20 protein-coding genes and 1 pseudogene are annotated in these 24,035 nt (G+C 74.7%); 8 read left to right on the top strand and 13 right to left on the bottom strand.

Annotated elements, in window-relative coordinates:
* The first annotated feature begins 22 nt into the window (after positions 1–22).
* On the top strand, positions 23–901 hold the full coding sequence (locus GA0070622_RS19115) for an alpha/beta hydrolase family protein (protein ID WP_091574779.1): 879 nt from the start codon (positions 23–25) through the stop codon (positions 899–901).
* 10 nt (positions 902–911) lie between these two features.
* On the opposite strand, the gene GA0070622_RS19120 is transcribed toward GA0070622_RS19115, so the two are convergent.
* The gene (locus GA0070622_RS19120; RefSeq protein WP_091574782.1) at positions 912–1,487 is read right to left on the bottom strand and encodes a TetR/AcrR family transcriptional regulator; all 576 of its coding nucleotides are present in this window, start codon (positions 1,485–1,487) and stop codon (positions 912–914) included.
* Positions 1,488–1,636: 149 nt separating this feature from the next.
* Between GA0070622_RS19120 and GA0070622_RS19125 the strand changes: the two genes are divergently transcribed.
* Together GA0070622_RS19125 and GA0070622_RS19130 are read left to right on the top strand one after the other, a co-directional pair.
* Complete coding sequence (locus tag GA0070622_RS19125) at positions 1,637–2,656, top strand: aldo/keto reductase (protein WP_091574786.1); 1,020 nt, start codon at positions 1,637–1,639, stop codon at positions 2,654–2,656.
* A 25-nt stretch (positions 2,657–2,681) separates the two neighbouring features.
* Positions 2,682–3,098 (top strand): ASCH domain-containing protein, encoded by a 417-nt coding sequence (locus GA0070622_RS19130; protein WP_091574790.1) that lies wholly within the window; start codon positions 2,682–2,684, stop codon positions 3,096–3,098.
* 6 nt (positions 3,099–3,104) lie between these two features.
* Here the strand turns inward: GA0070622_RS19130 and GA0070622_RS19135 are convergent, their stop codons facing one another.
* Entirely contained in the window at positions 3,105–3,374 is a 270-nt protein-coding gene (locus tag GA0070622_RS19135) for a hypothetical protein (protein WP_245666421.1), read from the bottom strand.
* A 76-nt stretch (positions 3,375–3,450) separates the two neighbouring features.
* Between GA0070622_RS19135 and GA0070622_RS19140 the strand changes: the two are divergent.
* Positions 3,451–3,579, top strand: a pseudogene (locus GA0070622_RS19140) (LuxR C-terminal-related transcriptional regulator); the annotation flags it as partial.
* Between the two features lie 10 nt (positions 3,580–3,589).
* Here GA0070622_RS19140 and GA0070622_RS19145 read toward each other — a convergent pair.
* Positions 3,590–4,636 carry a hypothetical protein gene (locus GA0070622_RS19145; RefSeq protein WP_091574795.1) on the bottom strand — a complete coding sequence of 349 codons (1,047 nt, stop codon included), beginning with the start codon at positions 4,634–4,636 and terminating at the stop codon, positions 3,590–3,592.
* A gap of 163 nt (positions 4,637–4,799) precedes the next feature.
* Positions 4,800–5,927 carry a CaiB/BaiF CoA transferase family protein gene (locus tag GA0070622_RS19150; protein ID WP_091574799.1) on the bottom strand — a complete coding sequence of 376 codons (1,128 nt, stop codon included), beginning with the start codon at positions 5,925–5,927 and terminating at the stop codon, positions 4,800–4,802.
* A 168-nt stretch (positions 5,928–6,095) separates the two neighbouring features.
* Here GA0070622_RS19150 and GA0070622_RS19155 point away from each other — a divergent pair, with 168 nt between their 5' ends.
* Positions 6,096–6,932 (top strand): glycosyltransferase family 8 protein, encoded by an 837-nt coding sequence (locus tag GA0070622_RS19155; RefSeq protein ID WP_176558791.1) that lies wholly within the window; start codon positions 6,096–6,098, stop codon positions 6,930–6,932.
* A 69-nt stretch (positions 6,933–7,001) separates the two neighbouring features.
* Here GA0070622_RS19155 and GA0070622_RS19160 read toward each other — a convergent pair whose 3' ends face one another.
* The 4 genes from GA0070622_RS19160 to GA0070622_RS19175 all read right to left on the bottom strand — a co-directional run bounded on the left by GA0070622_RS19160 (position 7,002) and on the right by GA0070622_RS19175 (position 9,538).
* Complete coding sequence (locus GA0070622_RS19160; protein WP_091574805.1) at positions 7,002–7,376, bottom strand: VOC family protein; 375 nt, start codon at positions 7,374–7,376, stop codon at positions 7,002–7,004.
* Positions 7,377–7,394: 18 nt separating this feature from the next.
* On the bottom strand, positions 7,395–7,661 hold the full coding sequence (locus GA0070622_RS19165; RefSeq protein WP_091574808.1) for a DUF5988 family protein: 267 nt from the start codon (positions 7,659–7,661) through the stop codon (positions 7,395–7,397).
* 207 nt (positions 7,662–7,868) lie between these two features.
* On the bottom strand, positions 7,869–8,609 hold the full coding sequence (locus GA0070622_RS19170; protein ID WP_091574810.1) for an ABC transporter permease: 741 nt from the start codon (positions 8,607–8,609) through the stop codon (positions 7,869–7,871).
* The gene (locus GA0070622_RS19175; RefSeq protein WP_091574813.1) at positions 8,606–9,538 is read right to left on the bottom strand and encodes an ABC transporter ATP-binding protein; all 933 of its coding nucleotides are present in this window, start codon (positions 9,536–9,538) and stop codon (positions 8,606–8,608) included. Before GA0070622_RS19175 ends, GA0070622_RS19170 begins: the two co-directional genes overlap by 4 nt.
* 333 nt (positions 9,539–9,871) lie before the next feature.
* Between GA0070622_RS19175 and GA0070622_RS19180 the strand changes: the two genes are divergently transcribed.
* Positions 9,872–11,281: an acyl-CoA synthetase gene (locus GA0070622_RS19180; protein WP_091574815.1), complete on the top strand. Its 1,410-nt coding sequence runs from the start codon at positions 9,872–9,874 to the stop codon at positions 11,279–11,281.
* 9 nt (positions 11,282–11,290) lie between these two features.
* Here the strand turns inward: GA0070622_RS19180 and GA0070622_RS19185 are convergent, their stop codons facing one another.
* The gene (locus GA0070622_RS19185; RefSeq protein WP_091574818.1) at positions 11,291–11,953 is read right to left on the bottom strand and encodes a 4'-phosphopantetheinyl transferase family protein; all 663 of its coding nucleotides are present in this window, start codon (positions 11,951–11,953) and stop codon (positions 11,291–11,293) included.
* A 50-nt stretch (positions 11,954–12,003) separates the two neighbouring features.
* Entirely contained in the window at positions 12,004–13,389 is a 1,386-nt protein-coding gene (locus tag GA0070622_RS19190; protein WP_091574821.1) for an AMP-binding protein, read from the bottom strand.
* Positions 13,390–14,608: 1,219 nt separating this feature from the next.
* Here GA0070622_RS19190 and GA0070622_RS19195 point away from each other — a divergent pair.
* Together GA0070622_RS19195 and GA0070622_RS19200 are read left to right on the top strand one after the other, a co-directional pair.
* Positions 14,609–17,365 carry a helix-turn-helix transcriptional regulator gene (locus GA0070622_RS19195; protein ID WP_091577668.1) on the top strand — a complete coding sequence of 919 codons (2,757 nt, stop codon included), beginning with the start codon at positions 14,609–14,611 and terminating at the stop codon, positions 17,363–17,365.
* Between the two features lie 476 nt (positions 17,366–17,841).
* A complete protein-coding gene (locus GA0070622_RS19200) occupies positions 17,842–20,652 on the top strand; it encodes a helix-turn-helix transcriptional regulator (protein WP_091574825.1) in 2,811 nt (936 codons plus the stop codon).
* A gap of 90 nt (positions 20,653–20,742) precedes the next feature.
* Here GA0070622_RS19200 and GA0070622_RS19205 read toward each other — a convergent pair whose 3' ends face one another.
* Genes GA0070622_RS19205 through GA0070622_RS19215 form a run of 3 tightly spaced genes read right to left on the bottom strand, consistent with a single transcriptional unit; the run spans position 20,743 to position 23,978 of the window.
* The gene (locus tag GA0070622_RS19205) at positions 20,743–22,098 is read right to left on the bottom strand and encodes a glycosyltransferase (RefSeq protein ID WP_091574828.1); all 1,356 of its coding nucleotides are present in this window, start codon (positions 22,096–22,098) and stop codon (positions 20,743–20,745) included.
* 12 nt (positions 22,099–22,110) lie between these two features.
* Entirely contained in the window at positions 22,111–22,947 is an 837-nt protein-coding gene (locus GA0070622_RS19210) for an ABC transporter permease (protein ID WP_091574832.1), read from the bottom strand.
* A complete protein-coding gene (locus tag GA0070622_RS19215) occupies positions 22,944–23,978 on the bottom strand; it encodes an ABC transporter ATP-binding protein (protein ID WP_091574836.1) in 1,035 nt (344 codons plus the stop codon). Before GA0070622_RS19215 ends, GA0070622_RS19210 begins: the two co-directional genes overlap by 4 nt.
* Positions 23,979–24,035: the final 57 nt, after the last annotated feature.

Consider the following 24,035-nt stretch of genomic DNA (forward strand, 5'->3'; position numbering starts at 1 on the left):
GCGGCATGGTTGACTGCCCGGCATGGAGGCGACCGTCGGATCCCTCGGCCTGCCGGCCGTGCTCGACCTGCCGGCCGGGCCGGTCCGGGGCGGCCTGGTGGTGCTGCACGGCTCGCACGCCGACCAGCGGTCCTATTTTCTCTACGCGCACCTGGCCCGGCTGCTGCCCCCGGCCGGCGTCGCGGTGCTGCGCTACGACCGCCGCCCCCGCGTCGACGGGCACGACGTGCCGTTGGCCGACCAGGCCGAGGACGCGGCGGCCGCCCTGGCGGAGATGCGCCGGCACGTCGGGGCGGTCCCGGTCGGCATCTGGGGGTTCAGCCAGGGCGCGTGGGCGGCGGCGGTGACCGCCACCCGCGACCCGGTGGACTTCCTGGTCCTGGTCGGGTGCAGCGGGGTCAGCCCGGCCGCGCAGATGCGCTACGGCACCGCCGAGCAGTTGCGCCGGCACGGCTACGGCCCGGCCGACGTGGCCGAGCTGGCGCGGCTGCGCGAGGTGGCCGAGGGCTTCCTGCGCGGCGACGTGCCCCGGTCGGTGGCGCAGGCGGAGCTGGACACCGCCGTGCGACGGCCCTGGTTCCCTCTGGCGTTCCTGCCCGACGAACTGCCCGGGACGCCCGGCACCTGGGCCGACATGGACTTCGACCCGGCCCCGGTCCTCGCCCGGCTGACCTGCCCGGTGCTGCTCTGCTATGGCCAGACCGACGCGTGGACCCCGATCGAGGCGAGCCTCGCGGTGTGGCGACGGGAGGCCCGGGACGCGGAGCTGACGGTGGCCCGGCTGGCCGGCTGTGACCACGCGCCCACCCTGGGCGGGGGCGACGACCCGGGCAGCGTGAGCCCGCAGTACGAGGCGGTCCTGCTCGACTGGCTCGACCGGCGGCTGTCGCCGGCCGGCTGAGCCCGACGGCTCAGTCGCGGACCCGCAGCCCGTCCAGGAGCAGGCCGACCACCCGGCGCGCGTCGTAGCGGGGGTCGCTGTCCGCGCCGACGCACAGGTTCCCGACCGCGCGGAGCAGCTGGTAGGCGTTCACGTCCGCGCGGATCTCGCCGGCCGTCGTGGCGGCGTCGAGCAGGCCGGCGCAGACGGGCACCAGCCGGTCGACGAAGTAGGTGTGCAACGCCTCGAACTGGGCGCTGTCGGCGCGCAGCGCGGCGGCCAGGCCGTGCTTGGTGACCAGGAGGTCGACGAACCGGTCGATCCACCCGGTCAGCGCGGCGTGCGGGCTCTGCGCCTCGGCGAGGCAGGTCGGCCCGGCCTCGGCGCACGCCTCGACCTGGTGCCGGTAGACCGCCACGACGAGGTCGGCCCGGGTCGGGAAGTGCCGGTAGACGGTGCCGACGCCGACGCCGGCCGCGGCGGCGATGTCACGGACCGGGGCCTCGACGCCGGACGCGACGAAGACCGCGGCGGCGGCGTCCAGCAGGGCCTGCTCGTTGCGGCGGGCGTCGGACCGTCGTCGGGCCTGGCCGGTGGTGTCGGTCACACCGTCCGTCCTCTCCTCGGGGTTGGCAAAGCGGAACAGCGTTCCGTATCGTTACCGGAGCAACGTTCCGCCTAGCCATGATGCCAGGCGGGAGGGCGATCCACCCAGGCAGGGCCGCGAACCACCGTGGCCGTCGGAAGGGAAACACCATGCAGTACCGCACCCTCGGCCGCACCGGCGTGCAGGTCAGCACGCTCGCGCTCGGCACCATGAACATCGGCCCGATCGGGGGCACCACGCAGGCGGAGGCCGACGCGCTGGTCGGCGCCGCGCTCGACGCCGGCGTCAACCTCGTCGACACCGCCGACGTCTACGGCAACGGACTCTCCGAGGAGATGGTCGGGCGGGCCCTCGCCGGACGGCGCGACGACGTGGTGCTGGCGACCAAGGCGGCCCTGCCGATGGGCGAGGACCGCAACCGCCGGGGCGGCTCCCGGCGCTGGCTGGTCACCGCGCTGGAGGACAGCCTGCGCCGGCTCGGCGTCGACCACGTGGACCTCTACCAGATCCACCGTTGGGACCCGACCACCGACGACGAGGAGACCCTGGCGGCGTTGACCGACCTGCGTCAGGCCGGCAAGATCCGCTATTTCGGCACCTCCACCTATCCGGCGCACCGCCTGGTCGAGGCGCAGTGGACGGCCCGCGAGCACCACCTCGGCCGGTACGTCACCGAGCAGCCCAGCTACTCGATCCTGCAACGCGGGATCGAGGCGCACGTCCTGCCGGTCACCCAGCGGTACGGGCTCGGCGTGCTGGTCTGGAGCCCGCTGGCCTCCGGCTGGCTCTCCGGCGCGATCCGGGCCGACCGGGAGATCGCCACCCACCGGTCCACGTTCATGCCGCAGCGCTTCGACCCCGCAGTCCCGGCCAACCGGGCCCGGATGGACGCCGTGGAACGGCTGGCCACGGTCGCCGACGAGGCGGGCCTCACGCTGATCCAGCTCGCCCTCGGCTTCGTCACCGCGCACCCGGCGGTGACCGGCGCGCTCATCGGTCCCCGGACGACCGAGCACCTGCGCGCGCAACTGGCCGCCGCGGACACCGTGCTCAGCCCCGACGTGCTCGACGCGATCGACGCGATCGTCGCCCCCGGCGTCGACCTGGCGCCGCACGAGAAGAACGACACCCCGCCGGCCCTGCTCGACCCGGCGCTGCGCCGCCGCTGACGTCGCGCCCGGCTACGCTGCCGCCGTGGACGACGCGCTGCCCCCGTACGAGTTCGCCTTCCCGGGCCCGCTGCGCGACCGGCTGGTCGCCGCGGTGCTCGACGGGAGCAAGACCAGCACCACCGGGCTGCTCCAGGACTACGAGATCGAGGGCGAGCCGCTGCCGTCGGCCGGCACCCGGCACGCGGTGGTCGACTCCGCCGGCCGGCCGGTGGCCGTGATCGAACTGGTCGAGGTCCGCGTCGCCCGACTCGGCGACGTGGACCTCGACCACGCCCGCGCCGAGGGCGAGGGGTACCTGTCGGTCGCGCAGTGGCGGGCCGGGCACGAGGCGTACTGGCACGGCGCGGACTACCGGGCCTGGCTGGGCGACCCGGGGTTCACCGTGGACGACGACACGCCGGCCGTGCTGGAGCGGTTCCGGTTTGTCGAGCCGCGGTGACGCGACTCAGACCGGCGTGCCGGGCGGGGACTTGAGCAGTGACGCGGCCTCTGCGAGATGACCGCCGCGCCCCGAGCGCCGGGCGGCCGCCGCCATCCGGACCAGGTCGATGTTCACCCCGGCGGCCCCGCTGGGATCGTGCACCGTCAGCCGCACGTCCAGGCTGACCGCCGTCTCCCCCCAGCCCCGCGCCTCGAGGTTGAGGTGCGCGACCTTCCGGGAACCGAGGTGCGGCAGGTAGCCCAGCGGCGCCATCTCCACCCGGTCGGAACCCAACGCGTTGAGCTTCGACTGCGTCTTGGTGTTCGCGCGGCGGGACGGCGTCGGACCGTCGTCGCACGGTCAACCACGGCTGCACCTGACCGTCGGCACCGTCAAGACCCACATCGGACGCCTGCTGGCCAAGCTCACCGCACGGGACCGGGCCCAACTGGTCATCACCGCCTACGAGACGGGTCTGGTGACGCCGGAACGCCGGTGAGCGGACGGGTTCAGTCCGGCGGCAGGTGGGTGGCGACGTCGACGCGACCCTGGGCGCGCGCCCGCGGGTCGGGGCGCGGCGAGGTCCACCACGGCCCCGGGTCACGGGCGACGACCAGGTCCTTGTCGCCGACGGGCCGCACCGACCACCGGTCCGCCGGCCACGACAACCCCCACGACCGGGGCACCAGTTGCGCGCCGAACACGTCGAGGACGCCCCGCTCCTCGAACTCCCGCTCGTCGACGGCGGTCGGCAGCACGCCGGGCCGGTCCTCCGGCCGGTGCCACGGCCCACCCAGGTCGAGCAGGCCCCGGGCGCGGCGCGCGAAGCCGTACCGGGACCGGGGAGAACCGACCTCCAGGGCCTGGACGATCCGCGCGGTCGCGTCGGTCGCGTCCGGCCCGAGGTGGTCGGCGGCGCCGGTCGCGAACACCAGATGGCCGGTCTCCGGCACGAACCTGACCAGGCGGAACCGCCGGCCGTCGGCCACCAGGATCTGGGCGGGATGCCGCGGCGACACGGCCAGGCCGGCCGGCACGAGGTCGAGGACGAGGTCGGCGGCGGCCCGGGACCAGGGGACCGCGCCGATGCTGACCCCCACCGTGGACCAGTCGGTCACGGCGAGCCAGGACAGGGCGGCCGTGAGGCCCTCGCGCAGCCCGCGTTCCGGGGCGGGATCGACGGCGAGCCGGCACTGCACGATGTCGGCGTGCCACCAGGAGGCCGGCGGTGGCGCGTCCGGGACGGGATAGGGCACGAGGGCGCCTCCGACGCCCCGGCGGCCGAGCTCGGCGGCGATCGGTTCGAGCCGGGGGCGCAGCTCCGCGCCGTCGACGGCGCCGAGGCAGACGCCGTCCGGCGTCGGCACGACCTCGTCGATGTCCGCCGGATCCTCCACCCCGTCCGGCGGGGCGAGGAGGGAGCGGTCCACCACCTCGCGGACCACCGGCAGCAACGCCGTCACCGGTCCCGCGTCGGCGAGCAGGATCGCGATCCCCGGCCCCTCCCGGTCGTCGTCGTACCAGCGGTCCCAGACCGCCTGGTCGATCACCGTCACGGCCGTGTCCGCCCCGCGCCCGGCCGGACCACCGGGCCCGGGTGCGCGAACCGGACGGCATGCGGGGCGGCCGGGCCGGCCTCGACGGACATGACGCGAGCGTAGTCGGTCCGGCACCCGGCGCGCCGCCCCGACGGCCGGCCGGAGACCTGGGCATCACCGGTCAGTCGCCGGCCAGCCAGGCGCGCAGCTCCGGGCCGTGCGCGTCCAACCCGGGTGGTGGCAGGTCGTAGCTTGGCGGGCTGTCCGACAGGCCGATCGGGTGGCGGATCCCCGGCACCCCGCCGACCGTCACCACCGGGTCCAGCCCGAGCCCTTCGGCCAGCGCCACCCCCTCGGCGACCGAGTTGATCGGGCTGCACGGCACGCCCGCCGCGCGCAGCTCGCCGAACCACCGCGCGCTGCCCCGCCGGGACAGCGCCGCCACCAGCAGCGGGCGCAGCTCGTCGCGGTGCGCGGTGCGGTCGGCATTGCCCCGGAACCGCGGGTCCGTCGCCAGCTCCGGCACGCCGAGGACCCGGCAGAGGGTACGGAACTGGCCGTCGTTGGCGGCGATCACCACCAGCTCGCCGTCGGCGGTGGGCAGCGGCTCGTACGGCACGATGCTCGGGTGCGCGTTGCCCATCCGGTGCGGCACCACTCCCCCGGCGACGTGCGCGCTCGCGTGGTTGACCAGCCCGGACAGTGCCGAGGAGAGCAGGTCCACGGTGACGTGCTGCCCGCGTCCGGTGGACTCCCGGTGGCGCAGCGCGGCCAGGATCCCGAGGGCCGCGTGCAGCCCGGCGATCACGTCGAGGACCGCGACGCCGGCCTTGACCGGCGGGCCGTCGGCGGCGCCGGTGAGGCTCATCAGCCCGGCGGCGGCCTGCGCCATGAGGTCGTACCCGGGCAGGTCGGCGCCCCCGGCGGCGCCGAAGCCGCTGATCGAGGCGTAGACCAGGCGGGCGTTGCGCGCGGTGGCCGTGTCGTGGTCGAGGCCGAAGCGGCGCAGCGCGCCGGGGCGGAAGTTCTGGATCAGCACGTCGGCCCGGTCGGCCAGGCCGTGCGCCAGCACCAGGTCGTCGGGGTCGGTCAGGTCGAGGACCACCGAGCGCTTGTTGCGGTTGACCGCGAGGTAGTAGGTGGAGACGTCGCCGCGCAGCGGCGGACGCCAGTGCCGGGTGTCGTCGCCGTGCGGCGACTCCACCTTGACCACGTCCGCGCCGAGGTCGGCCAGGAGCATGGTCGCGTACGGGCCGGCCAGGACCCGGGAGAAGTCGGCGACGAGCACCCCGTGCAACGGACCCGGCATGCCGTCCCCCTTCTCGCCCGGCCAACGATGGCACACCGGAAAGTGAGGGGCGAATTCAGGGGTTGCCTTTCGCACCCCCTGAGGACATTGACGTTCCTTGCCGGGTCGTCAATTCCGCGGATACGTTTCGACAGTCGCGCTCACGCATCGACGCGAAGGAGAGCACGCGTGGACCTCACCCTGACCTTTGACAACGCGTACGCGGCGCACGCCGCGGTCGTGATGTCGACCGTCGCCGAGTCGAACCCGGGCGAGGAGCTCCGGTACTGGCTGGTCGCCGCCGACGACGTGCCGGCCGGAGCCCGGGCCACCCTCACCCGGATCGCCGGCCCACACGCGACGGTGGAGTTCCTGCGGGTGGACGCGTCCCGGGTGAACCTGTCCAAGGGCAGCGACCCGCTGATGGCGTACCTGTCCCCGGCGATGTACCTGCGGCTGCTGGTCCCCGCGGAGCTGCCGGCCGACGTGGGCCGGGTGCTCTACCTGGACTGCGACACGCTGTGCGTGAACAGCCTGAAGCCGCTGTTCGAGGTGGACATGGGCGGCGTGCCGCTCGGCGGCGTACGCGACCCGTTCAACCGCCGGCTGCTGGACATGGGCGGGATCCCCGGCCTGGCCGGGTACGACCATCTCGACCCGCACGGGCACTACTTCAACTCCGGGGTGCTGCTGATCGACGTGCGGCGGTGGAAGGAGTGCGAGGTGACCGAGGTGTCGCTGGACTACCTGCGCCGGCACGCGCACGAGTCGCGCTACCCGGACCAGGACGCGCTCAACTTCGCCGTGTTCGACAACTGGCTGCGCCTGCCGCACCGGTGGAACGACCTGATGGCGTGGCGGCGGGAGCCGGAGTTCGGCGGCAAGCTTTCCGACTCGGCGATCATCCACACGGCCGGTCCGGTCAAGCCCTGGCAGCCCGGCTTCCCGAAGGGCGCACGGCGGGACCTCTACTGGCAGCACCGTCGGCGCAGCGGTGGCGGCCTGGGCTCGACGCTGCGCCGCTGAGCGGGTCGGCCGCACGCGACGGCCCCGCCACCTCGTCGGTGGCGGGGCCGTCCGGTCGTCGTCGGGCGCCTATCCGGGGTTCGCCCCGGGCACCGCCCAGCGCAGGCCGGCCGGGTCCCGGAACACCACGCCCGCCGGCGGGCCGCCGTTGGCCGACTCCAGCGTCGCGCCGGCGGCCAGCGCCCGCTGCACGAGCAGGTGCGGGTCGGCCGGGGTGAGCGGCAGCGGGCCGCCCGCCCCGCCCGGGTCGACCGGCGGGTCACCCCACTCGCTGACCGTCAGTCGGTGCCCGTCGACCACCAGTTCGGCGTGCAGGACGCGGCCGTCCAGCAGACACTCCCGCTGCACCGGCACGGCCTCGAAGACCTCCGCGTAGAACGCGGTCACCGTGGCCACGTCGGTCACCGTCAGGTGCGCACCGTTGCGCGGATCCCCGACGCCCATCGCGCTACCGCCTCTCGCTCACTCCGCGATACGGGTACGGCCGGTCCAGCGGAACACCGCGGGCGTGCCGTCCACGGCGCCGCCGGGATCCCGCTCGAAGTGCTCGTAGCCCCCGTAGTGCCGTACCTTGATCTTGGATTCCACCGGGGACACCCGGTGGCTGCGCAGCTCGGCCGGCAGCGTCGCCGGCCCGCCCTCCAGCACCGCCTCGACGATGCCGCTTGCCTCGGCGCCTATCCGACGGGCCGTCACCGACCCTCCGGCGGGATCGGAAGAAGCTGTCATGACACGACCTCCGTCGCTCGTCGTTCCGCCTCGCCATGCGCGCGCCACAATTGCCGCGCGCATTCTCCGAGCGGACCGTCGCCGTTTTCGACGTACGCCGGGAATTGGCGATCCGACAGTTCCGGAGACGATCCCTCGAGTCAGAACGTAATCCAGCTCACACTTCCGAAGAACCCTTAGCCACCCCCTAGCGGAGCGGCGGCGGCCCTATTCCCAGCGGAACAGGCGGGTGGCGAGCAGACAGCCCACGACGGCGGTGCCGGCCAGCACGAGCAGCTGCGACACGGCGGGGGTCTGCCCCGCCCACGCGGCGGAGATGGTGTCCACGGTGGCGCCCAGCGGTGAGTACTCGCCGATGCGGGCCAGCACCGTGGGCATCTGGTCGCGGGGCAGCCAGGCCCCGGCCAGGAAGAGCAGCGGGAAGAACAGCGTCGGCCCGATCGACTGCGCGGCCCGCGCCGACGGGGCGAGCGCCGCGATGAGCAGGCCGATCGCGAACAGGCAGGCGACCCCGAGCAGGAACGCCAGCACGAAGCCGGGCACGTTGGCCGGCGCCGGCTGGTCCAGCAGCAGGCGCACGCCGAGCGCGGTGACCACCGCGCCGGCCACGCCCATGACCAGGTTGACCACCACCTGCGCGACGAGCAGCAGCGCCGGGCTGACCGGCGTGGTGGCCAGCCGCCGCAGCACCTTGCGCTCGCGGTAGATGCCCAACGCCATCGGCAGCGTGAACAGCGCGAGCATTCCGATGGTCAGGGACAGCGCGATGGACGGCAGGAACGTCAGCTCGCCGTGCTGCCCGGTGGCCGCCGCCGGCTGCGCCCCGCGCTGCGGCAGCCCGAAGACCAGCATCAGGCCCAGCGGCAGCGCGAAGACGAAGAACAGCGAGACCGGCTCGCGCAGGAACAGCTTGGCCTCGACGGCGACGAGCTTGGACAGGGCGTTCACGATGACCTTCCGTCGAGCGCCGGCGGGGCGCCGGCGTGACCGGTGAGGGAGACGAAGGCGTCGTCCAGGGTGGGCTGGTCGACCCGCAGGCCGGCGTAGCGGATCTTCCGCTCGGCCAGCGCCGACAGCACGGCCTGGAGGACCTCCTCGGGACCGGTGACGGTGACCTCGTCGCCGTCCCGGCGCACCGAGGTGACCTCGGGCAGGGCGGTGAGCACCGCGTCGTCGAGCCGGTCGACCGGGCGGAAGTGCACCCGGGTCTCGCCGTCCACCCGCGACATCAGACCGGACGGCGTGTCGATGGCGACCACCCGGCCGGCGTCGATGACCGCGAGCCGGTCGCACAGCCGCTCGGCCTCGGCCATGAAGTGGGTGACCAGCACGACCGTCACACCCCGGTCGCGGATCCGCTCGACCAGGTCCCAGGTGTCCCGCCGGCCCTTCGGGTCCAGCCCGGTGGTCAGCTCGTCGAGGATGGCGATCTCGGGTCGGCCGACCAGCGCCAGCGCCACCGAGAGGCGTTGCTTCTGGCCGCCGGAGAGCTTGTGGAACGCCGTGTCGCGCTGCTCGGCCAGCCCCAGGTCGGCCAGCAGCTCGTCGATGTCGGCCCGGTTGCGGTAGAAGGACCGGTAGAGGTCCAACGCCTCGCGTACCCGCAGCTTGTCGGGGAGCTGGCTCTCCTGCAACTGGGCACCGACCCGCTGGCGCACCTCGGTGCGGTCCCGGACCGGGTCGAGGCCGAGCACCCGCACCGTGCCACCGTCGGCGCGGCGCAGGCCCTGCACGCACTCCACGGTGGTGGTCTTGCCGGCGCCGTTGCGGCCGAGCACCCCGAAGATCTCACCCTGCTCCACGGTGAACGAGACGTCGTCGACGGCCACCGTGTCGCCGTATCTCTTGTGCAGGTGCTCGACCTCGATGACCGGCATCTGGCGGGGTCCTCCGTCGCGTGCGGGTGCCGCCGGGCCCTTGAGGTGTCGCGGCGTCGGGTGCGGGAACGGGCCGGCCCGCACCGCGGGTCGACGCCGCCCATCATCCGGGCAACCGAGGCGTGGTTCAACCCATCGGTCGATGAATCGGGGGTGTCGGGCGCCCACCAGGGGTATCGTCCGGTCACCCGGCGTGTCGGGCGGCGGGCGGCCGGCGGCGACGTGACGCTAGGGGTGGTCCGCTCCCGGGCGGGCCGGTTACGGTCGGGCGTCCGGAGGACGGCGCCGGCCGTACCGGGACCGGCGCGCCGACCGCGCGCGAGAGGGGCGTCCGTGCCGCTGCTGAGCTGGCTCGCCGGGACCACCGACGAGCGTCCGGACGCGGTCCGCGTCGACGACCGTTCACTGTCCTGGGTGGAGCTGCGTCGGGCGGCCGCCGCGGTCGCCGACGACCTGCGCGGCGCCGGCCGGGTCGCGGTGCCGGCCACGACGAGCCTGGAGACCGTGGTCGGCGTGGTCGGCGGGCTGCTGGCCGGCGCGGCGGTGGTGCCGGTGCCGCCGGACGCCGGGCCGGTGGAGCGGGACCACATCCTGCGCGACTCCGGCGCCGAGGTGCTGCTCACGTCGCCGGACGCGCCCCCCGTCGACGGCGCGGCGACGCCGCCGGTCGTGCCCGTCGACGTGCGCCGGCTCTCCGACACCCGACATCCCGAGCCGAACCCGGCGGCCACCGCGCTGATCCTCTACACCAGCGGCACCACCGGCGCGCCGAAGGGCGCCGTGCTGTCCCGCCGCGCGGTGGCCGCCTGCCTGGACGGGCTCGCCGACGCCTGGGCGTGGACGCCGGACGACCTGCTGGCGCACGGCCTGCCGCTGTTCCACGTGCACGGGCTGGTGCTCGGCGTGCTGGGGCCGCTGCGCATCGGCAGCCGCCTGCACCACGTCGGTCGGCCCCGCCCCGACCGGTACGCGGCGGCGGCCGGATCGCTCTGCTTCGGCGTACCCACGATCTGGTCGCGGATCGCGGCGCAGCCCACGGCGGCCCGGGCCCTGCGCGGCGCCCGGCTGCTGGTGTCGGGCAGCGCCGCGCTGCCCGAGCCGGTCTTCACCGCCCTCGCCGGGTTGACCGGGCACCGGCCGGTGGAGCGGTACGGGATGACCGAGACGCTGATCACCGTGAGCGCCCGGGCGGACGGGCCCCGGCGGCCGGGCACGGTGGGCGTGCCGCTGCCGGGCGTGCGCACCCGGGTGGTCGACGAGCACGGCGACCCGCTGCCGGCCGACGGCGCGGCGATGGGCGAACTCCAGGTACGCGGCGACACCCTCTTCGACGGCTACCTGCACCGGCCGGACGCCGACGCGGCCAGCCGCACCCCGGACGGCTGGTTCCGCACCGGCGACGTGGCCACCGTCGCCCCCGACGGGTGGCACCGGATCGTCGGCCGGGCCGCCACCGACCTGATCAAGAGCGGCGGGTACCGGATCGGTGCGGGCGAGGTGGAGGACGCGCTGCTCGCCCACCCGGGGGTACGCGAGGCGGCGGTGGTCGGCACGCCCCACCCGGACCTGGGTCAGCAGGTCACCGCGTACGTGGTCGGTGACGGGCTGGGCGAGGCGGAGCTGATCGACTTCGTGGCACGGCAGCTGTCCGCGCACAAGCGTCCCCGGCAGGTGCGGCTGGTCGACTCGCTGCCCCGCAACGCCATGGGCAAGGTGCAGAAGAGCCGGCTCGCGCGGGAGTGACGGGCCGGGTCAGGCGCCCGGGGCCGGCACCGTGACGGCGGTGAGCACCAGCCCCCGGTCGACCAGGAACCGGCCGTCGAACGCGGTCAGCTCCGTGCCGCCGACCCGTGGACCGGGCACGAGCAGCCGGGCGGTGAACGTCCCGTCCGCGTCGACGGCGATGTCCGCCTCGGCGAAGTCCAGGAAGCGCCCGGTCAGCGGGAACCAGGCCTTGTAGACGGACTCCTTCGCGCTGAACAGCAGGCGGTCCCAGCAGACCTCGGGGCGCGCGGCGCGCAGCGCGGCGGTCCGGGCGCGTTCGGCGGGCCGGGCCACCGCGTCCAGCACGCCCTCCGGCAGCGGCGCGTGCGGCTCGGCGTCCACTCCCAGGCTGCCGACCGCCCCGGCCCGGGCCAGGGCGGCGCCCCGGTAGCCGTCGCAGTGGGTCATGCTGCCGACGACGCCGGCCGGCCAACCGGGCGCGCCTCGGACGCCGGGCAGGATCGCCGCCGGCGGCACGCCGAGTCGGGCCAGCGCCCGGCGGGCGCAGTGCCGGACCGTGGTGAACTCCTGGCGGCGCTTCGGCACCGCGTCGGCGACGGCCGGCTCCTCGTCCGGGTGCGGGCGCAGCCCGGCGGGGTCGCTGAAGCACTCCTCCACCACCACGGCCGGCGGCAGGATCCGTTCGATCACGCCAGAAGGCTAGGCGGCCGGGGTCGGCGCGGCCCACCCGTGGCCCGTCGTTAGGGGTCGGGTACGGGGGCGGGCCCGTTGCGGCGGATGAGCAACGACTTGCGCACCCGCCCCACCGCGCTGCGCGGGAGTTCGTCGACGAAGTGGACCCGACGCGGACGGGCCGCCGCCGACAGCAGCCGGCCGACGTGGTCGATGAGCGCCTGCGCGGTCAACCCGGCCGCCGCCACGACGTACGCGACGACCTGCTCCCCCCGGGTGCGGTGCGGGGCGCCGACCACCGCCACGTCGTACACCCCGGGGTGGGTGAGCAGCACCTCCTCGACCTCGCGGGCGGCCACCCGCCGGTCACCGCAGCGGACCACGTCGGCGCCACCGCGGCCGAGGACGCGGTGCCCGCCGGCCGGGTCCACGGTGGCCAGGTCCCCGGTGGGGTGCCAGCCGCCGGCGGGCGGCGGGGAGCCGGGCCGGTCGAGGTAGCCGCTGAAGAGCGTGGGGCTCCGGACGCTCAGCTCGCCCACCGAGTCGCCGTCCGCGGGCACCGGCCGGCCGTCGCGGCTGAGCACCCGGGTCTGCACCCCGGGCAGCGGGCGGCCGGCGGCGCCGGCCGGACCGGTGAGCACGACCAGGGTCTCCGTGGTGCCGTATCCCTCCACGGGACGGTGCGAGGTGAGCAGCCGCAGCCGCTCCCCCACGGCCGGGGCGAGCGGCGCGTCGCCGGAGACGAGCATGCGCGCCGCGGACAGCGTCCGGGCCCGGGACGCGTCCCGGGCGATGTGCGCCCACTGCCGGGGCACCGCGAGGTAGATGGTGCCGGTCGGGCCGGCCGCGGCGTGCCGGTCCAGGTGGACGAAGCGGCTGCCCACCCGCAGCGCGCCCAGCAGGCCGACGACCAGCCCGTACGCGCGGAACAGCGGCGCGCCCTGGACCAGGACGTCCTCGGCGCTCCACCGCCAGGCGGCGGCGAGCAGGTCGAGGTCGGCCGCGATGGCCCGGTGGGAGATGCGGACGCCGCGGGAGGGCCCGCGCACGCCTCCGGTGTAGAGGATCACCGCGTCGCTGGCCGGGCCCGGCTCGGGGTGCGTGGCCCAGGACCGCTTCCGCAGGTCCACCGGGACGACCGGCAGTTCACCGCCGACGGCGCCGCCGAGCAGCACGTCGGCGCGGGACTCCCGCAGGATCCGGCGGCGTTCGTCGGCGTCGGCGCCGGGCGGCAGCGGTACCAGCGGCACGCCGGCCTGCACCGCGCCCACCATCGACACCATGGACTCCAGGCTGGGCCGGGCCTCGACGGCCACCGCGCGGGCGCCCCGGATCCGGTCGGCGACCGCGTTCGCGCAGCCGAGCAGGTCCTCGGCGGAGAGGGTCCGGCCGGCGACCCGGAGCGCGTCGGAGCGGTCCGCCCCGGACCCCCGCAGCCCGGGCAGGAGCGTCATCCGACCTGACCCCGGTGTCTCGGTGGTGGTTGGCAGATCACGCACGAACCCTTCACGTCCCGGACGCGCACGGCCCGTGGCCGCTCTCCCCGTCGGTGCGGCGGATTGCGTCCGCCGACCACGGCGGACAGTCCGAAATTAGGCGTACGGCTGGCCGCAGACAACCCCTACCACCGCCTCGGGCACCCGTCCCGGCGGGCGGCGACCGGGAGCGGACCGGCAGGTGGGAAGGCGGACGACCACATCGGATGAAATCGATTCGCATTGATTGACAACGGCGACGCCGGCCCCCGAAATCGGAGTTGCCGAATCGTGCGTCGGCGCTGCCGGCGCCGCGGTCACGCACCGGCAATTGCGATTCCCGGTTTCATTCTTGCGCAGTTAGCGATCCGCCGGACTGCGTTTCGTCCGACGGGCCGTACGGCGAATTTCTTCTTTAACAACAAGTTGCGCCAAAGGGCTTCCAGACGGACTGAAACGGGCAAGTGGGACGAGGGTCGGAAACTGGCCCGGCGCCCGCCGGGAATCGCCCGCGGGAAGCGTCGGCGACAATCGGCCAATGCGGTCGCCACGCCAACCCCCGCGCGGCGCCCCGCCGGACGACGACACTCCGTCGGCAGGCGCGCCCGGCCGACCCGGTCCGCCCGACTCGACCGTGCCGTCCCTCCAGCGGCTCCGACCAGCGCCGAACGAGCAGGGAAAACGCTCTCCCGGACAGGTGAACGCGCCCGGGTCCACCCCGGATCGCCTCGCCGGCGACCCGCGCCACAGACCCACTCTCCCCATTGCCGGCATGCGCGGAAAACGTCACCAACCGGCCGGTCGCGCCGTCGGGGTCACGTTCCGGATTAGTCGGATGACTATCCGTTGTCACGGCACCCGTGCCGCGCTCCGCCGGACCGACCCATGTTTGCTCATCCTTTACATCCGCCGACTTGCCGCCCAATTGCCGGGCTGACATACTCCACTCCATGAATCGGGATCGATAGAGGCGGCCCGCGTCGTTCCGCCCCGAATTGCGACACCGCAGGTGGCGGCGGATTCTCGGCGCACGAGACCAGGCACGACGTTCGATGAAATCCCCGCGCCGTGCCACCGTTGTCGGTATTCGCCGATTGGAATGGGTCAAGGATTTGTGGGTCTCTGACTGTAGCGGGTGTCACCGGAGACCACGGCGGGCGGCCCGCCCGCAGGCCGGGGCCGGGCGGAGGCCCACCCGATGACGATGGCCGAACGGGACCGGCAGTTCGACGTCCTGACCGATCGGCTCGCCGATCTGCACCGCGCCGACGGCCCCGCCGACACCTCGGATCTGATCACCGTGGTCACCGGGCCGGTGGGCGTCGGCAAGACCGCCCTCCTGCAGTCCCTCGCCCGCCGGTGCGCCGAGACCGGGGTCGCCTACCTCGGCGCCAGCGCCTCGCGCAGCGAGCGGACGGTGCCGCTGGAGGTGATCCGCCAGCTCGTGCGGCGGGCCACGTGGGACGAGACCGACCGGGAGCGGGTGGGCCGCTTGCTCGACCGCGCGGTGCTGCGGTGGGGCGAGACGACCGACGAGGAGGCGCTCGCCCCGCTCACCGCCGCCATCGGCGGCGAACTGCTGGACCTCGCCACCCGAACCCCCACGCTGATCGCCGTCGACGACGTCCAGCACGCCGACGTGCCGTCCCTGCGCTGCCTGGACCACCTGGCCCGACGGGTCACCGGCCTGCGCGTGCTGATCGTGCTGACCGAGGCACCGCGTACCCGTGCGTGGCACCCCACCGCGTACGCCGAACTGCTCCAGCCGGCCCGGCTGCACCGGATCCGGCTGCCCCTGCTCTCCGCGGACGGGACGTTCCGGATCCTGGCCGACCGGCTCGGGGTGCCGGTGGCGCGGCGCGTCGCCGACGAGGCGTACCGGATCAGCGGCGGCAACCCGCTGCTGGTGCACGCCCTGGCCGACGACCACCCGGCCGGCGCCGACGCCCCGGTTCCCGGCGAGGCGTTCCGGGAGGCGGTGCTGAGCTGCCTCTACCGCTGCGAGCTCCTGGTGCTGAAGACCGCCCGGGTGCTCGCGGTGACCGAGGAGCCGCTGCACGGACCGCTCCTGCCCCACCTGCTCGACCTGCCCACCGAGCCGAACCTGTCCGCGGTCGATCCGTCCACCAGCGCCGGCCTCGTCACCGCCGACGGCCTCCGGCACCCGGCGGTGCGCCGGGCGGTGCTCGACGGCATGACCGTGGAGGAACGGGCCCGCCTGCACCGGGCCGCCGCGCAGCTGCTGCACGACGACGGCGCCCCGCCGACACGGGTGGCGCCGCACCTGCTCACCACCGACGAGCTGACCGAGCCGTGGATGGCCCAGACCCTGCTCGACGCCGGCGAACAGGCACTGACCGACGGCGACGTGGACACCGCCCGGCGGTACCTGCGCCGGGCCAACCGGGACTGCCCCGACGAGTGCCTGCGCGCGCGGATCCGCTCCGCCCTGGCCCGGGCCGAGTGGCGTCTGGACCCCCAGGCCGCCGTCCCGCACCTGCACGGCGTCGCCACCGCGGTCCGCGCCGGGCACCTGGGCAGCCGGCAGGCCGCCGGCCCGATCCAGTACCTGCTCTGGCACGGTCAGCCCGACCGGGCCGTGGAACTCATCCACCACCTCGGCGAACGCGCCGACAGCCTCGACACCCACACGGCCGTGGACCTCATGATCATTCGCGGGTGGATGGCGACCCTCTACCCGGGCGCGCCGGTCGACGCCCCCGCCTGGCCGGTCCCGACCCGGGACCCGCTCGCGCTGGCCCGGGTCCGGCACCGGCTACGCGGCGTCCTGCTGCTCCGCACGGTGCTGGAGCGCGGCGACCTCGACGCCCTGGAGGACGCCGAACGCACCCTCGCCACGCTCAGCCTGGACGACGAACCGAGCATGTGGAGCGCCGTCTGCGCGGTGATCGCCATGATCTACGCCGACCGGCTGGACCTGGCCGACGAGTGGTGCGACCGGCTGGACCGGATCGCCTCCGCCCGCCGGCACCGCACGCCGCGGGCCCTGCTCACCGCGGTCGCCGCCACGGTGGCCGGTCGGCGCGGCGACCTGCACCGGGCGCGCGAGTTGGCCGACTCGGCGCTCAACCGGTTGTCGCCGAAGGGCTGGGGAGTCGCGATCGGCGCCCCCCTGGCCGTTCGACTCTGGACGCTGACCCGCCTCGAGGAGTGGGAGGAGGCGGCGGCCTGCCTGCGTACGCCGGTGCCGCCGGCGCTGTTCGAGACGCCGTTCGGGCTGCACTACCTGCACGCCCGCGGGCTGCACGCGATCGCCGCCGGCAGTCCCGAGGCGGCCCTGGCCGACTTCCAGCTGTGCGGGCAGTTGATGACGTCGTGGCGGCTCGACCTCGCGCCGCTGGTCCCCTGGCGCACCGAGTCGGCCCGGGCACTGCTGCAACTGGGCCGCCGGCAGCAGGCCGAGAAGCTGGTGCGGGAGGAACTGGACCGACTGCGCCCGACCGACCTGCGGTGGCGGGGCATCGCGCTGCGGGTGCTCGGCACCGCGTCGGAAGGGCCGGACCGGATCCGGTACCTGCGTGGCGCCGTGCGGCTGCTGCGCCAGTGCGGCGCCCGGGTGGAGTTGGCGCACGCCCTCGGCGACCTCGGCCAGGCCCTGCAGCAGGCCGGCGACCTGCGCCAGGCGCGCAGCACCTCGCGGGCCGCGCGGGACCTCGCCGAGGACTGCGGGATCCCCGCGCTGCGCCCGGCGGTCGCGGCCGGCCGGACCGCCGCGGCCGACCCGGACGCCGACACCGGGCTGCTGCTCACCGGCCTCAGTGACGCCGAGTCACGGGTGGCCGCGCTGGCCGCGCAGGGGCACACCAACCGGGAGATCGCGGAACGGATGTTCCTCACCGTCAGCGCCATCGAGCAGCGGCTGACCCGGATCTACCGCAAGCTCGACGTCCACTCCCGCAGCGAGCTGGCCGCCCGCCTCCGCTTCGACCGCTGACCCGGTCGGCCGCCCGTTCCGGTCCGGCCCGACCGACCGTCCGACCCGGACGGCCGTTCGGCATGCGTGGCCGGGCCATGGTGTGATCGGATGTCCTCGATCGGCGTCACCGGCTGTCCATCGTGGCGAAACGTGCTCGTCACCCGGCCGGCTGACGTCCCCCTTCCGGTCAGGGGCGCAACCCCTACCCGCCCGTCGGCACCGCAGGTTTACCGCCGAAACGGTGGGGTCCCGGACCCGTTGTCGCACGCCAGGGGCGGTGCCAGACTCGCCAGCAACCGGATCACGCGTCCGACGACGCGCTCCGGTGGGGAGGATTTCCAGGTCCACCCGGCCGGCGGCCCGGTGCGCCTCACCCCTGTCCCGCTCCATCGACAGGTGTGGTGAGGGGGCCGCCGACGGCACCGGGTGGAACGGCGCGTCGGCGACGGTGACCCCGTCGCGGCGTCCGCGGACGAGAAGGGCTGACAGGACACGTGCTGGTACAGCGAGAAGAACAGCTCGACCTGCTGCGCGACACCTTCCGGAACTGCGATCGGCAGCGGAGGGGGCACGTCTCACTCGTCACCGGCGCGGTGGGCAGCGGCAAGACGAGCGTGCTGGAGTCGTTCGGCGACTGGGCGGCCACCGCCGGGGGCCGGGTGCTGAGCGCGGCCGCGTCCCGGGCCGAACAGGAGCTGCACCTGGGGGTGCTCGGCCAGCTCCTGCAGGGGGCGCGGCTCGCCCCCGAGACAGGTGTGCGGGTGGAACGCCTGCTCCGCGACGCCCCGCCGGCGCCCGGGCACGACGGTCCGGACGGGCCCGTCGGCGCCGACCGGATCTCCGCGCCGGTGCTGCACGGCCTGTTCAGCACGCTGCTCGACCTCGCCGAGGCGGGACCGCTCGTGCTCACCGTCGACGACGTCCACCACGCCGACCCGGCGTCGCTGCACTGCCTGCTCTACGTCGCCCGCCGGCTGCGACACACCCCGATCATGGTGGTGCTGGCCGAGGCCCGGACGCTGCGACCACCGCACCCGCACTTCCGGGCCGAGCTGTTCAGCCAGCCGCACTTCACCCGGATCTCCCTTCCACCGTTGACCGTCGAGGCGATCACGCGGCTGGTCGACGACGGGGTGGAGCCGGCCGCGCGGGAGACCGCCGAGCGGTGCCTGCGGATGACCGGCGGGAACCCGCTGCTCACCCGGGCGCTGATCGAGGAGCGGCCCCGGGCCGAGGCGGGCGAGGAACCGCCGTCGGATCCGACCCTCGGCGACGTGTTCGACCAGGCCGTGCTCGGCTGCCTGTACCGGCACGAACCGGGGGTACGCCGGGTCGCGCAGGCCATGGCCGTGCTGGACCGGCCGGGCCCGGCGGATCTGCTCGGCCACCTGCTCGACGTGGTGCCCGAGTCGGTCAGCCCGATGGTCCGGGTGCTGCGCACCACCGGCCTGCTGGACGAGGACCGGTTGCGCCACCCCCGGATCCGGCGCTCCATCCTGGCCGACATGTCCGTCGACGAGCGGCGAGAGCTGCACCAGCGGGCGGCCGAGGTGCTGCACGAGCACGGCGTCGAGCCGTACGCCGTGGCCGAGCACCTCGTCGCCGCGGGCTGGGCGGAGGCCGGCTGGACGGTGCCGGTGCTGCACGACGCCGCCGCCCAGGCCCTCGCGGTCGGTCGGCCCGACGTGGCCGCCGGCTGCCTGCGCCTGGTCGGGCGGGCCGACGTGGACGACGAGCAGCGGGTCGCCACCACCGCGATGGTGGTCCGCGCCCGGTGGCAGATCAACCCGTTGACCGTGAGCGGCCAGCTCGACCAGCTCGTCGGCGCCGCCCGGGCCGGCGGTTGGCCCGCGGGCGCCGCTCTGTCCACCGTGCCCTACCTGCTGTGGCAGGGGCGGGTCGAGGAAGCCGACGAGGCGATCGCCGGGTGCGGTGGGGACGACGAGCAGGCCCACGCGGCCACCGCGAGCCGCCGGCGGGCGATGCACCTGCTGCTGGGGCTCTCCCACCCGGACCACCTGACCGCCGTGCGGGAGGCGGCCGGCGCGCCCCGAGCGTCCCTGCTGGCCGGCGGCTCGTCGCCGGTGCAGGCGCTGTCCCTGCTCGGCGCGGCGCTGACCCCGACCGGCGACCACGACCCGGTCGCCGGCGCCGAGCAGGTGCTGCACCGCCACCACGGCGAGGACGGCATGCTCCCGTTGCTGACCGCACCGTTGCTGGCGCTGCTCTGGGCCGGCCGCGCGGACCGGGTCGCCGCCTGGTCGGCCGCGCTGCTGGACCGGCCGGCCGTGCGGCACGCCCCGCTCTGGCGTGCGGTGCTGCGCGCCCTGCGCGCCGAGGCGGCGCTGCGCCTGGGTGACCTGACCGTCGCCGAGCAGCAGGCCCGCGCCGCCCTGGACGACCTGCCGCCGGCCGCGTGGGGCGTCGCCCTCACCGGTCCGCTCGCCACGCTCGTCGCCTGCGCCACCGAGTCCGGACGGCACGCCGAGGCCGAACGGTGGCTGGCGCAGAGCCTGCCCGCCGGCGCCTTCCGCACGCCGCTCGGCCTGCACTACCTGGCCGCGCGGGCACGCCACCACCTGGCGCTCGGCCGGGCCCACGCGGCCACCGCCGACCTGCGCCGCTGCGGCGAGCTGATGCGGGCCTGGGGCGTCGACGTGGCCGGTCTGGTGCCCTGGCGGCTGGAGCTGGCCCGGGTGCAGCTGGCCGTGGGCAACAAGGCGCACGCCACCCAACTGCTGCAGGAGCAGCTGCGGGTGCCGCACGGGGTGGACGACCGCACCCGGGGTCGTACGCTGCGGCTGCTCGCCGGCACCACCGCGCCGGACCACCGGCGCAAGCTGCTCTCCGAGGCGGTGAACCTGTTGCAAAGCTGCGGCGACCGGCTGGAGCTGGTCCGCGCGCTCGGCGACACCGGGCAGACGCTGCAGCGGGCGGGCGACTCGGCGCAGGCCCGGCTGCTGGTCCGCCGGGCGTACCAGCTGGCCCAGGACTGCGGCGCGTCGGTGCTGGCCCAGCGGCTGGTCCGGCGCGAGCCCGGCGGCGTGCCGGCCGGGCCGCCGGCCGAGACGCCGGAGCCGGAGGACGGGCTGAGCGAGGCCGAACGCCGGGTGGCGGCGCTGGCCGCGCAGGGCCACACCAACCGGCAGATCTCCAGCAAGCTGTTCATCACGGTGAGCACCGTGGAGCAGCACCTGACCCGGGTCTACCGCAAGCTCGACGTCAAGCGCCGTTCCGACCTACCGGCCCGGCTGGTGGCGTTCGCGGAGCCGCTGGGCGAGGAGATCCAGCCCGCGGCCTCCTGAACACCTGTCACAAGGAAGGGCCCCTTCTTAACACCCGGGTGTTAAGAAGGGGCCCTTCCTCTACCGAATGCGTTAATAGGGGGCCCTTCCTTACAAGCTCAGCACGAGGTCGGCGGCGGCGGTCACGCCGCCCGCCCGGCGCAGGCAGTCGCGCCACCGCGCCGCCCGATCGCGGAAGGACGGGTCGGACAGCAGCCGGCCCAGCTTGTCCACGACGTCGTCGACGTCGAGCGGGTCCTCGTGCTCGACCGCCAGCGCGATCCCGGCGTCGACCACCCGCACCGCGCCGTCGTAGCAGTCGAACCAGAACGGCATCACCAGCTGCGGCACGCCGAACCAGGCCGCCTCGTGGATCGCGTTGGCGGCGGCGTGGTTGAAGAACACCCGTACGTGCGGGTGCGCCAGCACCTCCACCTGCGACGGCAGCCACGACTCGACCCGCAGGTTGGCGGGCAGCTCGCCGGCCGGGGGCAGCAGCGGGTGCCGGGCGGCGGGCAGTTTCCACAGCACCTGGTGCTCGGGGCCGAGGCGGGCGGCCACCTCGACCAGCGCGGCCACCTGGGCGGCGGTCGGACGCATGATCGTGCCGAAGCCGACGTAGACGACGGACTCGTGGGCGTCGAGCCAGGCGCGCAGCTCGGCGCCGTCCGCGCTGGGCACGATGTCCCGGGGGACCATCGAGCCCACCGTGCGCAGGTTCGCCGGCGCGGTGTCGAACGGGTACTCCAGCCCGAACACGGTGTAGGCGAGCAGCGCCCGGGCCGCCTCGGCGTACTGCGAGGGACGCAGCTCGGCGTTGCGGATCCCGGCCTCCGCCCGCCGCCGGGCGGCGGCGGTGCTGCGGGCGAGCCGCTCCGGTTCGGTGAGCGTGGCCAGCAACGCGGCCCGGTAGCTGTCGTTCGCCGCCCGTTGGCTCGGGTTCATCGCCAGCGGCAGCCCGGACAGCGACATCGGGTACGACGGCGGCAGGCTGTCCTGGAGAAAGTTCGACGGCGGAACCGTGACGCTGATGACGTAGGGCACGCCCCGGGTGGTGGCCGCGTCCATGCCGAACGAGGCGAACGAGTCCACCACCGCCAGCGCCGGGCGCACATCGTCGACGACGGCCAGGCACCGCTCGTACAGCTCGTGCAGGTGGTCGAAGTCGGTCGAGGCGTCGACGTAGCTGGCGAAGTTCACCACCCGCGAGCCGGTGGACATCCGTCGGTGCGTCTCGTCGTCCCAGTGCTCCGGGCGGACCTCCACCCGGGGCGGCCCGAGGGAGACGAAACGCAGGTCGCCGTCGCCGGGCAGGGCCTCGATCTCGGCCCGCCGCTCGTCGGTGCAGGCGAACCGGACCGGCCGCACGGCCCGGCGCTTCAGCTCGCCGGCCAGGGTGAGCAGCGGGTTGAACAACCCCGCGCTGCCGGAGCTGACCAGCAGCAGCGGTCCGTCGTCGAGGGTCATCGCGGCCGACCCCTAGTCCATCGCCCGGCGCATGAAGCCGCGGATGCCGACGGCGGTGAAGACCACGAACACCACGGCGAGCACGAGCAGGTCCAGCCAGAGCGGGACGGACTGCACGCCCGGCGGCGCGACCAGTGAGCGGGTCGCCTCACTGACGTAGGTCAGCGGGTTGATCGCGCAGACCACCTGGAACCAGGGCAGCGAGTCCAACGCGCGCAGCGGGAACTGGGTGGCGCCGGTGAACATCAGCGGCGTCAGCGTGACCGTGAACATGATCTGGATCCGTTGCGGCGGGACGAGCGTGCCGAAGGTCAGGCCCATGGCGGCACCGACCAGCGCGCCGGCCGCCAGCACGCCCACGATCGGCAGCAGCGTGGACAGCGGCCACGTGACGCCGAGGATCAGCATGCCGACCGGGATCAGCACCAGCCCGGCGACGAGGCCCCGGATCGCCCCGAAGACGATCTTCTCGAACGCGACCAGCGGGATCGCCATCGGCGACAGCAGGCGGTCCTCGATCTCGCGGGTGAAGGAGAAGTCCATCACCATCGGCAGCGCGGTGTTCTCCAGGCCGATCAGGAACGCGTTGAGCGCGATCACGCCGGGCAGCAGCACGTTGGCGAAGTCGTCGCTGGCGTACCCGAGGTCCTTGAGCACCTTGCCGAAGATGAGCAGCATGAACAGCGGCTGGAGGAAGACCTGGGCCAGGAACGCGCCCACCTCGCGGCTGGTGACGAACATGTCCCGCCAGAGCACCGCCCGGAAGGTGGTGAGCTGGTCGCGCAGGCGTACCGGCGGGGGTGCGACGGCGGCCGACGGGGCCGGGACGGCGGGGGCGGTGACGGTCACCGAAGTTCCCTTCCGGTCAGGTGGATGAAGACGTCCTCCAGGCTGGGCTGGCCGACGCTGAGGTCGCGGACCTCGCAGCCGAGGTCGGTGAGGACCTTCAACGCCATCGGCACGGCGTTGGCCGGGGCCCCGGCGGTGTAGACGCGGAACGACAGCGGCGCGTCCGGGTCGGCGGGCGCGTCGGGCAGCGGCATCGGCGGCATGCCGGGGAACATCGGCAGTTCCGCGGCGCCGCCGGCGCGCAGCCGTTCCACCCGCTCCACGTCCGGTACGTCGGCCAGCGCGGCCTGCACCGCCTCGACCGGCGCGCCCGGCGCGACCACCAGGGTCAGGGTGCTGCTGCCGGGCAGGGTCCGGGTCAGCGCGGCCGGGGTGTCCAGGGTGAGCAGCTTGCCGTGGTCGACGATGCCGACCCGGTCGCAGAGCTTCTCCGCCTCCTCCATGTCGTGCGTGGTCACCACGACGGTGACACCGGAGCGCTTCAGCTCGGCGATCCGCTCGTGCACGAACAGCCGCGACTGCGGGTCGAGGCCGGCGGAGGGCTCGTCGAGGAAGAGCACCCGGGGGGCGTGCATCAACGCCCGGGCGATCATGGTGCGTTGGGCCAGGCCGCCGGAGAGGAAGTCGGTGCGGGCGGTGGCGAACGCCGTCAGGCCCATCTGCTCCAGCAGCTCGTCGGCCCGCGCCGACCGGCGGGACCGGGACACCCGGTGGTACGCGGAGTGGAACAGCAGGTTCTGCCGGACGGTCAGTGACCGGTCCAGGTTGACCCGCTGCGGCACCACCGCGAGCAACTGCCGGGCCACGGCGGGCGCGCGGGACACGTCCGCGCCGCAGACCAGGGCGCGGCCCGAGGTGGCGCGCACCCGGGTCGTCAGCACCCCGATCGTCGTGGTCTTGCCGGCGCCGTTCGGCCCGAGCAGACCGAAGACCTCGCCGGCGGCGACGGAGAAACTCAGTCCGTCCACCGCCGGCGGCATGTCGGGCCGGTATCTCTTGACCAGCCCGTCGACCACCACTGCCTCGTCCACGTCGTCATGCTCCCGTCCTGGTTCCTGGTAAGACAGTTGTCGGCCCCCGCGATAGGG

The organism is Micromonospora sediminicola, from assembly GCF_900089585.1.
GTDB classification, from domain to species: domain Bacteria; phylum Actinomycetota; class Actinomycetes; order Mycobacteriales; family Micromonosporaceae; genus Micromonospora; species Micromonospora sediminicola.

What these genes read in the sequence shown, in the direction of transcription:
- GA0070622_RS19115 (WP_091574779.1), top strand. Translation starts at nt 23, where the DNA reads ATGGAGGCGACCGTCGGATCCCTCGGCCTGCCGGCCGTGCTCGACCTG.
- GA0070622_RS19125 (WP_091574786.1), top strand. Translation starts at nt 1,637, where the DNA reads ATGCAGTACCGCACCCTCGGCCGCACCGGCGTGCAGGTCAGCACGCTC.
- GA0070622_RS19150 (WP_091574799.1), bottom strand. Translation starts at nt 5,927, where the DNA reads ATGCCGGGTCCGTTGCACGGGGTGCTCGTCGCCGACTTCTCCCGGGTC.
- GA0070622_RS19160 (WP_091574805.1), bottom strand. Translation starts at nt 7,376, where the DNA reads ATGGGCGTCGGGGATCCGCGCAACGGTGCGCACCTGACGGTGACCGAC.
- GA0070622_RS19165 (WP_091574808.1), bottom strand. Translation starts at nt 7,661, where the DNA reads ATGACAGCTTCTTCCGATCCCGCCGGAGGGTCGGTGACGGCCCGTCGG.
- GA0070622_RS19175 (WP_091574813.1), bottom strand. Translation starts at nt 9,538, where the DNA reads ATGCCGGTCATCGAGGTCGAGCACCTGCACAAGAGATACGGCGACACG.
- GA0070622_RS19190 (WP_091574821.1), bottom strand. Translation starts at nt 13,389, where the DNA reads ATGACGCTCCTGCCCGGGCTGCGGGGGTCCGGGGCGGACCGCTCCGAC.
- GA0070622_RS19195 (WP_091577668.1), top strand. Translation starts at nt 14,609, where the DNA reads ATGACGATGGCCGAACGGGACCGGCAGTTCGACGTCCTGACCGATCGG.
- GA0070622_RS19205 (WP_091574828.1), bottom strand. Translation starts at nt 22,098, where the DNA reads ATGACCCTCGACGACGGACCGCTGCTGCTGGTCAGCTCCGGCAGCGCG.